Below are 12,322 nucleotides of genomic sequence, written 5' to 3'. Positions count from 1 at the left end.
CGAGCCGGTTCAGGCCCTGTCGCGTGCGGCGGCAAAAATTGTGCGTGATGTATTTGTATTCGATGTACGAGGTATTTGTTCACTGAAGAGCGGTCGCCGATGCAGACGAAGCCGGGTCCGAGCGCGGCCGCTGTTCGCGATCGTGCGGGCCGCCGAGTCTTTCCCCCGCATCGCGGCTTGCTTACCCAAGGAAATAATGGTTCCATCATCCGACGATATACATCCGATTTGCGGAGCGCCGTGGGATGGACCTCATCGACACATACAAGTCATGTTTTGGCTCGGCGCTGATTTTTCTTACATGGACTGCACAGGCCGCTGCCCTATGCGTGCTCCCCTATCAGATCTCCAACGGTCAGCCGGCCGATGCATCACAACTGATGGCGAATCTCAATGCTCTCGCCAATTGCATTAACGGCGCGCCAGGGGGAACCCAGAACTCAATACAGTACAAGGATAGCAATGGTGGGTTTGCCGGCGTTCCTCCGCTCGCGAACGGTCAGCTTATTATCGGCTCATCCAACAATCCACCCAAAGCCGCATCCATCACAGCTGGCAGTGGCATCATTGTAAGCAGCGGACCCGGTAGCGTCACCATATCATCAGCCGGCGGCGTTGCGGTTCTTCGGGAATTTGGCCCGTACTCGCCACCGAGTGCAGCGAGTTTCACGTACATCGACGGGGCAGGAGCATCACCACCAACCATCACCAACGTTCCAAGCGTCGGATTAGTCTATTCAGTGCCGGCTTCCTCCTCGATGCAAACTTATCGCGGAGTCTACAGGCCGATCCCGGCAACGGCTCCCTGGACAATCACTCTTCGCTACAAATACATGCATTCCACTGCAAATTGGCCGTCGTTCGGAGTATGGGTCAAAGACACATCAGGTAGGATGCTCGGTCAAGTCCCCGAATCTGGGGCGATCATTGTCAAAAGGCTTAATTCCAATACAAATTTTAACTCGAACGTTTACACCTTCGCCGCACCCGATGGGCCCCAATGGGCTCGCGTGAGCAACGATGGATCTAGCATCAGATTTGCAATATCCTGGGATGGGCAAAACTGGATTAATACTTATTCTGAGTCGGTCACCGCATTCCTGAATGGGAATTTGAAGTGGGTCGGACTGGGCGGACTGACTGATTTCAATCAGACGGACCTGTGGCAACCCGGCTCCACACTCGGCGGAGTTGTGACCTACTGGGATGCCCCAGACGACCCCGCATACAGCAGGGCCGCCCAATAGCATATCACACCATCATACGATTTCGTCGTAACGAGGCAATTCCGCGGCCCCCGTGAGAATGGAAGATGTAAAATGTTACTACAACGGAAAAACATTTGCGGTGATATATATTCGTTCCTCTGGTGTGCTTCACTACTAATATTTCTTCCGGTCCAGAATACAAACGCGAAAGAGATATTGTACACTTACGATCTTAATTACAGACTCGCGACGTCCCTCTACGACAATAACGTATGCATATCCTACTTATACGATGAGAACGGAAATCGTGTCAGTCAGATCAATACTGTTGGCAGCGCCCCCGTGACGGCCACCTGGGGTACTGGGAAATGGGGCTGCTTTCAATGGCTTCCGTAGGGGAGCCGAAGAGTGCGCAATCGCGGGAGGCAGCCATGAGCGTACTTGGAAGCGTGGGGACCGGGCGAAAGTGGATTGTTCTTCTGGCGGCTTGGCTGATCGTCGGGATCGCATCGACGCGCGTCGTGGCCGCGAGGACCGAGGCTGAGGGGGCCGATGCATTCCGCCTTGCAATCGTCCAGCTGGCCGAGCCGCTGGTCCGGACGCGACCGACGACCGCCGCCGAGGACCAGGACCTCGCGGCCGCGCTGGCACGCTTTCGCGCGCGGGCCCAGGTGGACGACCTCGCGGCCCTCGAAGCCTTCCTGGATGCGCACCCGGATAGCGGCTGGGCGCCCGCGCTCCATCTCAATGTCGGCCTGACCTATCGCCATTACGGCTACGTGACGCGGGCCGGGACGGCTTGGCGCGCGGCCTGGCGGCTCGGACGCGCGGCGCAGGATCCGGAGGCGCGGGCGCTCGTGGACCGCGCCGTCGGGGAGCTGGCGCTCCTCCTCGCCTCCCTCGGGGACAGCGACGCCCTGGCGACCCTGTTCGCGGAGATCGGGGCGAGGCCCGTCACCGGCCCGGCGACGGAGAAAATCCAGGTCGCCCGCGAGACCCTGGATCTCGTCACCAAGGATCCGCGCCACCTGTTCAATTGCGGGCCCCTCGCCCTGCGAAGCCTCCTCGTCGCGCGTGGGGGCAGCCCGGCGGAGGCGGAGGCGCTGCGCTGGCTCCGGGTCGGCCCGAACGGCACGAGTCTGGCGGAGGTCTCGGCGCTGGCGAGCAAGGCGGGGGCCCCGCATCGGCTCGTGCGGCGCGAGCCGGGCCAGCCGGTCCCGGTGCCCTCCGTGATGCACTTCAGGGCCGGGCACTTCGCGGCCATCGTGGCGGCGGAGAACGGCCGCTTCCACCTGCACGATCCCGTCCTGGGCGGGCAGGAGCTGTGGCTCACGACCGGCGCCGTGGATGCCGAGGCCAGCGGGTACTTCCTGGTGCCCGACGGCGCGGCGAAGACCGCCGGCCAGGATTGGAGGGAGGTCGCCCCCGCCGAAGCCGGTCAGGTCTGGGGCAAGGGACCGACGAACGGCGTCGTCCCGGGCGATGCCGGGGATCCCCTGGCCAGCGCGCCGAGCCCGAATTGCGGGATGTGCGGCACCAACATCAAGGAGGCCACCGTCGGCCTCACCCTGTCGGATATGCCGGTCGGCTACGTCCCGGCCATCGGACCGGAGGTGCGCACCCGCATCAGCTACAACCAGCGGGAGGATAGCCAGCCTTCGGTGTTCGGCTTCTTCAACCTCGGTCCGAAATGGACCATCAACTGGTTGAGCTACGTCTCGGACGACCCGCAGAACCCGGGCGGGAACGTGTCCCGGGTGATCGCGACGGGGGGCGCCTACTTCTACACGGGGTATTCCGGAACGACCGGCGCGTTCGCGCCCCAGAGCGACGACGGCTCGGTTCTCACCCGGGCGGCGGAATCTCCGATCGCGTATCGCCGCAGGCTGCGCGACGGGACGACAGAGATCTACGCCGAATCGGACGGCAGCACCGGCTTCCCGCGCCGCATCTTCCTCAGCAAGGTGGTGGACCCGCAGGGCAACGCGCTCAGCTTCACGTACGATGCGCAGCTGCGCCTGACGGCGCTGACCGACGCGGTCGGGCGGCAGACGCGTTTCGGCTACGGGCAGCCGGGCCGGCCGCTGCTGCTCACCCAGATCACCGACCCGTTCGGCCGCAGCGCCTCCCTGTCCTACGACGGGCTCGGACGGCTGAGCGCCATCACGGACGTGATCGGGCTGACCTCGCGCTTCACCTACGACGCCAACGGCCTCGTGACCGCGCTGACGACGCCCTACGGCACGACCCGCTTCGCCTTCACGGCCCCCGGCACCAGCGCGCCCCCGCGCTTCGTGGACGTGACCGATCCCCTCGGCTTCCACGAACGCGAGGAGTGGCTCGAACCCGCCCCGATCCCCGACAGCGAGCCGGCCGCGACCGTGCCGCAGGGCATGCCGGTGGCGCCGGCCAACCAGTACCTCACCTACCGGAACAGCTTCCACTGGGACAAGGACGCCTACGAGCAGGCCGGATGCACGCCCGCGGGTGGGTGCGACTACGCGAAGGCCCGCCTCCGTCACTTCGTGCATGCCGGCAACGGCATCAAGGGCGTGGCCATCGAGAGCGAGAAGCAGCCGCTCGAGAACCGGGTCTGGTACAATTACCCGGGACAGACGGACGCGATTTCCAGTGGTGCCTTCAACCGCCCGAGCGCGGTGGCGCGCGTGCTCGACGACGGCACGACGCAGCTGACGCGCTTCGATTACGACACGACGGGCTACAACCTGTCCCGCATCGTCGATCCGCTCGGCCGCACGACGCACCTCACCTACGCCCCGAACGGAATCGACCTCCTGGCGGTCACCCAGGTCTCGGGGCCGGGGAGCTTCGCGCCGCTCGCGCAATTCACCTATGACGGACAGCATCGTCCGATCGTCCACACCGACGCGGCCGGCGCGACCTCGACCTTCGCGTACAATGCGGCCGGGCAGCTGACCGCGGCGACGAACGCCCTGAACGAGACCACCCGCTTCACCTACGATCCGGCGGGCAACCTGCTCAGCGTCGTCAACGCCACCGGGGCGAGTGCCGCGACCTTCACGTACGACGCGGCCGACCGGGTCCGGACCTACACCGATTCCGAGGGCTGGACCGTCACCTACGCGTACGACGCGGCCGACCGGATCACCGCGATCACCTATCCGGACGGGACCTCCCAGACCTACAGCTACGACCGGCTCGACCTCGTTGGATACCGGGACCGGCAGTTCCGGACCTGGACCTACGGCTACGATGCCAACCGGCGGCTGACCAGCCTGGTCGATCCGGGCGGCAGCCGGATGCTGTTCGGCTATACCGGCCAGGGCCGGCTGGCCAGCCTGACCGACGCCAAGGGCGCCGTCACCCGCTGGAGCTACGACGTCCAGGGGCGCCCGATCGCCAAGCGCTACGCGGATGGCAGCACGGTCACCTCCGCCTACGAGACCGCGACGAGCCGCCTCAAATCGGTCACCGACGCGCTCTCCCAGGTGAAGCAGTACAGCTACGCGCGGGACGACCGGCTGTCGGGGATCAGCTACCCCAACGCCCTGAACGCCACGCCGGCCGTGACCTTCGCGGACGATCCCTTCTTCCCCCGCACGCTGTCGATGAGCGACGGCACCGGCACGACCCGCTACAGCTACGCGCCGAGCTTCGCGCCGGGAGCGCAGCAACTCGCCCGGGAATGCCTCGTCCCAGCCGGCGCCGGCGACTGCGCCTGGAGCATCGCCTACACCTACGACGCGCTCGGCCGGATGATCGCGCGCAGCGTGTCGGGCTCCGGGCCGGAGACCGTCGCCTACGACGCGCTCGGCCGCATCACCCGCCACGGCAGCGACCTCGGCTCCTTCGCCCTGTCCTATCTGGGCCAGACCGAGCAGCCCACCCTGCGCCAGCTCCTGCCGGCGGGCGCGAGCCTCGCCACCACCTGGAGCTACCTGCCCAATGCCGGCGACCGGCGCCTCGCCGGGATCGCCCATACGGGCCTCGCCCCCGGCCAGTTCCTCACGCTCGCATTCACCTCCGCGCCCGAGACCCTGATCACCGGGGTCACCGAGACGAGCGACGTCCCCTCCCCGGTCCCGCCGGCGGGCAGTCAGACGGCACAGTACAACGTCCTCAACCAGCTCACCGGCCTCTCGGGGCAGGCCCTGACCTACGACGCCAACGGCAACCTCGTCTCGGACGGGCCACGCGTCTTCGCCTGGGACGCCGAGGACCGGCTGGTGCGCATCACCTATCCGGCCCAGCCCGGCAAGGTGAGCAGCTTCACGTATGACGGGCTGGGTCGGCGGGTGACGATCGGCAGCACGCCGGCGGGCGGCGCGGCGGCAAGCGTAACGGCGTATGTCTGGTGCGGCGAGAGCCTGTGCCAGTCCCGGACCCAGGCGGGCGCGGTGCTGCGGTCGTACCTGGCGGAGGGCGAGGTGGCGGCGGGCGCGCCGGGGCAGCGCTTCTATTACGGGATCGACCAGATCGGCTCGGTGCGGCGGGCCTTCGCGAGTGCGGGCGGCGCCCCGGCCTTCGCCTACGATCCTTACGGGAACGCGCTTCAGGGCGGCGCGCCGGTCACGGATTTCGGGTTCGCCGGCATGTTCTATCATGCCGAGAGTGGTCTATATCTGACACACTTCCGAGCTTACGATCCAGCTATCGGCCGGTGGATCTCGAGAGACCCTATCGGAGAGCTTGCCGATGTTACAAGCCATCCCCAATCTGATGACGCATTTTTCAACTTCAGGCCTTTCGATGGCCAGTCCTTATCAACGCTTCGGCTTAGTGCGGGCGCCAAAAGACCTCACTGGCCGGCACTCTCAACCTTGGAAGCGAACCGAGGGAGGCTCCTCGCTCCAAGTGCGCTCTCGCTTTACGACGGACTGAGCCTATACAGTTACGTTGCGCAAAATCCGCTGGCGCGCACGGACCCGCAGGGCCTCTCCGGTTTTCGGTGTGATGGATTTTCCGCAGGATGCCAGAGTGGCGGCACATACGGTACAACCGCCATGTACTGCGTCAGGGGGAGAAAGCTCTGCTTCGACTGTGCAGTCAAATATCTTGGGTTGGATGGAGAGCCAAATCATGTGAAATTGAAAGCTCTTGAGCGGTATCTAATTGAGGAAGATTAGCGCAGAATGGGAGATGATCGATGACCAACCAACAGGAACTTCTAAAAATGCTTGTAGAAGGAGATATTTTTCATGCAAAAAGCTACAGCGGTGCCAAAATTATGTGTCTCGCATTGAACAACGATGGCATTATCATCCGGGCTCGACGTATTTGCGTCCCGCTAATAATAAATTTTGATTGCAACACTGGAGTCGGAAAAACCGATGATGATCGTTGTACTTACATGATAATCTGTATTTCTCCGTTGCCGGCGGATGTTCATAATGAAGTTTTGAGCATAGAACGTAAGTATAGGCTTGAAACAAAACAACACAAGCTCGCGCTTACTAAAAAAGAGTTAGAAACTATAATGTTCGTTTCAAGCTTTGTCGAGGAAAACTCTTTCGAGTTCACCTTTCGCTTATAGTCTTCTCACCTGGGAGCTAGTAGATGCCCGGACATGGCACTTTCCCGGCCTTCCAGCAACACAGATGATTCTGAGAGGCGACTCGACCATTGCCGATAGATACAACCTCTTCATTTCAGCAAGCCCTGCGAGCTCCTGGATAGCTCGGCGGGTCGACGGCCGGCTCTGCAGCCGGCGCGATCAATTCGATCGCCCAACGCCAGCGGTGAGCCCTTCAGATGAAGGTTGATGACTTCTCGCTTCCCGCCCACCATTTTCTCGGAGAGAAGGCATCTATTGTCTATCACAAGATTCATAGTTTCTATGCAGACATTCGAGATTCCTGCTCGGCAACTCTCAGCGCGACGTTCAATCTGGCAAATATCATCTTCTGGATTTACAGGGCCGCCATACCATAATCGCCCGCACGAAGCACGCATCTCCTTTCAGCAGATCTTCAGTATTCTTCGAGAAAAATTTTTAACCATTATAGCATACCCAACTCTCTCCGGCGGCATCAGCTCTCGCTGTGGAATTCGAGACGAAAATCACCATGGCCATAAGGGATCGCTGCCGGTACGATCTCGACGAGTACCCCGCATACATCACCTGTCGAGAACTGAGACGGGCCGATTCCAACCGCGCCGCGCACGCCGCGGCGCCAGATCGGTGAGGAACCGGTGATGAAATTCGGCCTTCAGGGTCGGGCGGCCAAGAAGATTGAGAAACTCCTCCTTGGTCACCTCTGGGAAATGACGAAGCTCGGCTCACAGCCAGCGATTCTTACAGGCGCATCAATCGAAAAACGCGACGGCATCATCACAATAGACCAGCGATCAGATCGGGATGTCAGCTGCGAACAGCCGACGCCTACAAGCCAAGATGAACTAAGGTCCCGCAACAAAGCAAGCTAAGTACTCCAACGATGACGTTGCAAATTTTGTATAACCGACCAACAGTAGACCAATTGGAGATCAGGAGATGGATCAGATTATTGAGCAACACTACATACATAGTATGGGGAAATTTGATGATGGCTTGTAGACGGACGACTCTGAAGAAAAGATCGTCGCGCTGTATTTCGCCAATCCACAGTGCCGGGGTGGAATCTTAGATGGTACAATCGGCAACAGCCGCTACATTGTCAAAGAAGTTTTAGGGCAAGCAGTCAAGGCAAGAGCTTGCTATACTTGTAAATTCTCCGCACAGAGAAAGCAAATCTTGCGATTATCTCACCGCATTCTCGCGTCATCATATCAAAGATCATTACTATCTATCGCAAGGCGATATAATCAGATCGAAAGGAAGCTTATTTGAGCAGCTTGGCTTCGCAAATATTTACTGTACAATACAAAACTCTTTCGGGAGTGCCTTCGCGGTTTGTAGATTGTCACAGCCCTGGACACGAATCTTGTGGCTCATTCGAATATTTTCTTCGGAGTCGCAGCTTATAAAAGCTATCGGATGTCAAGCATTCGAGGAGATTCTGGAGAAATTTGGCACTGATGTCTCCGATCTGAAGAGAAAACCGACTACAAGTTGCCTCTAGGCAGTGTAAAATTTTTCCCTCTCAGCCGCCACGGGGCATGCATAGCCTCAACCATCAATGCCCCTCCCCCGGCCGCCATTGGGAAGCCAGACGCCGCCGTACAATGCGCTCACCCCGTTCACCTGCCTGCTCGGTCCCGCTGCTCCCCGCGGCCAGAGAAAGAGCAGGCGGACGCTGAAACGAAAAGCCGCAGGACGCCCGCACCGATGGGACCGACCCGACCGGAAGGCCGGTCCGGGGCGGGATTCGCCCGCGCGCCGCACCCCGCGACGCCGCGCAGGGCAAGGGCCCGCCCCTCGGCGCCTCGCGGGCGCCCTCCCCGGCCAGCCCGCGGCGCGAATCCGGGCACGCATCCCGCCCCTACCCGCCGCCTCCGCCATTTGCTAGAAAACCGCCAGGAACGAGCAGATGACGACCGAACAGGGGGGTGGCGCGCCGCACAGCACGGCGGACACGCTCCGGTCCGGCTCCGTCGAAGCAGGACGAGCAGCGCGGATTGTCTTCTCTGACGGCACCGGACCTGGGATCTTCGACGGCACAGGTCGGATCTGACGCGGTGCCGGAGAACCGGCCGGCGAGAATCGGCCTCGATCCTTCCGAATTGAGGGCCACCCTCGACGAGGCCGGAATCTGCACCTGGTCCCTGGATCCCGCCACCGGCGCGGTCGCGGCCTCGGCGGCCTGCGACGCGCTCTTCGGCGCGGACGAGGGCAGCCTGACCAGCCTCGACGCCTTCCAGGCCCGGATCCACCCGGAGGACCGGCCCGGCCGGGCCGCCGCCATCGCGCGGGCGCTCGCCGAAGGCGGCACCTACGAGGTCGATTACCGCGCCCTGCGGCCGGACGGGCGGACGGCCTGGCTGCGCTCGCGCGGCCGGGTCGAGCTCGACGCCGCGGGGAGGCCCCTGCGCCACCGCGGCGTCGTCTTCAGCATCGACGCGCAGAAGCGCGCCGAGGACGACCTGCGCGCCCGCGAGGCCCACCTGCAATCGATCCTCGACACCGTGCCGGACGCCATGGTGGTGATCGATGCCGAGGCCCGCATCCACTCCTTCAGCGCCGCCGCCGAGCGGCTGTTCGGCCACGCCGCCGCGGAGGTGATCGGCCGCAACGTCAACCTGCTGATGCCCGAGCCGGACCGGCAGCGCCACGACGGCTACCTCGCCCGCTACCACCGCACCGGCGAGCGGCGCATCATCGGCACCGCCCGCATCGTCACCGGCCAGCGCCGGGACGGCTCGACCTTCCCGATGGAACTCGCGATCGGGGAGATGCGCTCGGGGGAGCGCGTCTTCTACACCGGCTTCATCACCGACCTGACCGAGCGCCAGGAGACCCAGGCCAAGCTCCAGGAGCTGCAGGCCGAACTCGTCCACGTCTCGCGGCTCAGCGCCATGGGGGAGATGGCCTCGGCCCTCGCCCACGAGCTCAACCAGCCCCTCGGCGCGGTCAGCAACTACGCCCGCGGCTGCCGCCGGCTCCTCGACCAAGCGGGCGGCGTGCCGTCCCGCGCCCTCGACGCCATCGACCGGGTCGCCGAGCAGGCCCTGCGCGCCGGCCAGATCATCCGGCGGCTGCGCGACTTCGTGGCCCGCGGCGAGACCGACAAGCGCATCGAGCCGGTCTCCCGCCTGATCGAGGAGGCGAGCGCCCTCGCCCTGGTGGGGGCCCGCGAGCAGGGCGTCGTGTTTCGCTCCCGCCTCGATCCGCAGGTGCGCGCCGTGCTCGCCGACCGCGTCCAGATCCAGCAGGTGCTGGTGAACCTGATCCGCAACGCCCGCGAGGCGATGCAGCCGGTGCCGCGGCGGGAGATCACCGTCGAGGCGCGGCCCGCCGCGCCCGGGATGGTCGAGATCGCCGTGGCGGATACCGGCCCGGGCATCGCCCCGGAGGTCGCCGACCGGCTGTTCCAGCCCTTCGTGACCACCAAGGCGACCGGCCTCGGGGTCGGGCTGTCGATCTGCCGCTCGATCGTCGAGGCGCATGGCGGCCGCCTCGCGGTCGCCCGCAACGCGGCCGGCGGGGCGACGTTCAGCCTGACCCTGCCGGCCGCGCGGGTCGTGGAAAGCCAGGAGGGGGAGCTCGCCGATGGCGGCTGATCCGGCGGTGCACGTCGTCGACGACGACGACGCGATGCGCGACTCGGTCGGGTTCCTGCTCGACACGGCGGGTTACACCGCGCGCCTCTACGAGGCGGCCGAGCCGCTGCTCGACGCCCTGCCGGGCCTCGCGGAGGGCTGCATCCTCACCGACATCCGCATGCCCGGGATCGACGGGATCGAGTTCCTGCGCCGGGTGCGGGCGGCCGGCAGCCCGCTCCCGGTCATCGTCATGACCGGCCACGGCGACGTGCCCCTCGCGGTCGAGGCGATGAAGCTCGGCGCCAGCGACTTCATCGAGAAGCCCTTCGACGACGAGACGCTGCTGCGCGCGGTGCGCGGCGCCCTCGCCCGCCCGGCCCCCGCGACCGCCCCGCTCCCCGGGGCCGACCCGGCCGACCCGGCGCTGCGGGACTTCACCCGCCGGGTCGAGACCCTGAGCGGGCGCGAGCGGCAGGTGCTCACCCACCTCGTGGCCGGCGGCACCGCCAAGGAGATCGGCCGGGCGCTCGCCATCAGCCCGCGCACCGTGGAAATCTACCGGGCCAAGGTGATGGCCAAGACCCAGGCCACCTCCCTCTCCGAACTCGTGCGCTGGGCCGTGCGGGCGGGCCTCGCCTGAGCCGGCAGGCCGGGCGGCACCGGCCTTGAGCGAGATCAAGCCCGGGCGGCCCGTCGCCCGCTATGATGCGGGTCGTCAGCCGTGCCGCGATGCTCCTGTCGCGGGCGGCGTGAGGGAGCCGGTCGTGGCCATCTACATCGCGGACGACGATCCTGCCGTCCTGAACTCGCTGCAGTTCCTGCTCGAGAGCGAGGGCTACGCGGTCGCGGCCTTCGCGAACGGCAACGACCTGCTGGCCGCCTTTCCCGGCCCGCAACCCGCCTGCGTGATCCTCGACGTGATGATGCCGGGCCTGAGCGGCCTCGACGTGCTCTTCGCCCTGCGCGCCCTCGACGTCCGCGCGCCCGTCGTCCTCACCACCGGCCATCCGGATCCCCAGATCCGCCGCCGCGCCGCCGAGGCCGGGGTGCCGCTGGTCGACAAGGCGCTGGCGGCCCAGGCGCTCCCGGCCCTCCTCGCCGCGGGGCCGGGCGGCGCGCCGGCCTGACGCGACGCGCCGCGGCCCCGGCGCGCCTACGCAGATCTCCTTAAGCGGGTCCCCGTAAGAGATCGCCCGGGCTGTCGCCGCCCCCCGGTTCCCGCCACTCTCCCCCCATCCGATCAGGACGGGGACAGGACGGGGACAGGACCCATGGCCATCGACACCGTTTCGCAGCGACCGCTCCCGATCGCGGGCGCGCCCGCCGCCGGTCTCGCGCCGGGCAGCTTCTTTCCCGGCTGCCCCGACCTCGTCGGCTCGCCCACGGGCTTCACCCGCGACGAGGAGATCTACGGCGAGGGCGAGGAGGCGGAATTCGTCTACCGGGTCGTCAGCGGCGCCGTGCGCACCTGCAAGATTCTGGGCGACGGCCGGCGCCAGATCACCGGCTTCCACCTGCCCGGCGACCTGTTCGGGTTCGAGCAGGGCGAGGTCCACGGCCACAATGCCGAGGCGATCTGCGACACCAAGGTCATGATGGTCCGCCGGCGCCAGATCGCCCGCGTGGCCGCCGAGCGCGCCGAGGTGGCCGTGGCGCTCTGGGGGCTGGCGGCGCGGGATCTGCGGCGGGCGCAGGAGCACATGCTGCTCCTCGGCCGCGGCTCGGCCCAGGAGCGGGTGGCGGCCTTCCTGCTCACCGTCGGCGAGCGCCTCGGCGATGCCGGCCACGTCGCCCTGCCGATGACCCGCCGCGACATCGCCGATTACCTCGGCCTCACCCTGGAGACCGTGTCGCGCACGATCTCGCAGCTCGAGGGCGAGGGCGCGCTCCTGCGCGCCGGCGCCCGCCAGGTCACCCTGCGCAAGGGCCGCATGCGCCGGCTGGTCGACGAATGAGGAGAGGGTCGGGGCGGGCCGGCGCGACGGGAGGCT

Annotated in this window: 8 protein-coding genes; all 8 read left to right on the top strand. The window is 65.3% G+C overall.

What is annotated here, in order from left to right:
* Positions 1-245 precede the first annotated feature (245 nt).
* The 8 genes from QA634_RS30840 (at position 246) to QA634_RS30810 (ending at position 12,286) form a co-directional block, all read left to right on the top strand.
* Positions 246-1,247 (top strand): hypothetical protein, encoded by a 1,002-nt coding sequence (locus QA634_RS30840; protein ID WP_012335766.1) that lies wholly within the window; start codon positions 246-248, stop codon positions 1,245-1,247.
* Between the two features lie 392 nt (positions 1,248-1,639).
* Positions 1,640-6,316, top strand: a complete 4,677-nt coding sequence (locus QA634_RS30835; protein ID WP_012335765.1) for an RHS repeat-associated core domain-containing protein — start codon at positions 1,640-1,642, stop codon at positions 6,314-6,316.
* Positions 6,317-6,336: 20 nt separating this feature from the next.
* On the top strand, positions 6,337-6,723 hold the full coding sequence (locus QA634_RS30830) for a hypothetical protein (RefSeq protein WP_150108752.1): 387 nt from the start codon (positions 6,337-6,339) through the stop codon (positions 6,721-6,723).
* 1,165 nt (positions 6,724-7,888) lie between these two features.
* Complete coding sequence (locus QA634_RS36005; protein ID WP_083784759.1) at positions 7,889-8,251, top strand: suppressor of fused domain protein; 363 nt, start codon at positions 7,889-7,891, stop codon at positions 8,249-8,251.
* A gap of 556 nt (positions 8,252-8,807) precedes the next feature.
* Positions 8,808-10,349, top strand: a complete 1,542-nt coding sequence (locus QA634_RS30825) for a sensor histidine kinase (RefSeq protein ID WP_012335764.1) — start codon at positions 8,808-8,810, stop codon at positions 10,347-10,349.
* The gene (gene fixJ / locus QA634_RS30820; protein ID WP_012335763.1) at positions 10,339-10,971 is read left to right on the top strand and encodes a response regulator FixJ; all 633 of its coding nucleotides are present in this window, start codon (positions 10,339-10,341) and stop codon (positions 10,969-10,971) included. The genes QA634_RS30825 and fixJ overlap by 11 nt, the downstream gene beginning before the upstream one ends.
* A gap of 124 nt (positions 10,972-11,095) precedes the next feature.
* The gene (locus QA634_RS30815) at positions 11,096-11,458 is read left to right on the top strand and encodes a response regulator transcription factor (protein WP_012335762.1); all 363 of its coding nucleotides are present in this window, start codon (positions 11,096-11,098) and stop codon (positions 11,456-11,458) included.
* A gap of 144 nt (positions 11,459-11,602) precedes the next feature.
* A complete protein-coding gene (locus QA634_RS30810) occupies positions 11,603-12,286 on the top strand; it encodes a helix-turn-helix domain-containing protein (RefSeq protein ID WP_012335761.1) in 684 nt (227 codons plus the stop codon).
* Positions 12,287-12,322 lie beyond the last annotated feature (36 nt).

This window comes from Methylobacterium sp. CB376, from assembly GCF_029714205.1.
GTDB lineage: Bacteria > Pseudomonadota > Alphaproteobacteria > Rhizobiales > Beijerinckiaceae > Methylobacterium.
This window is presented reverse-complemented; position numbering and strand designations above follow the sequence as displayed.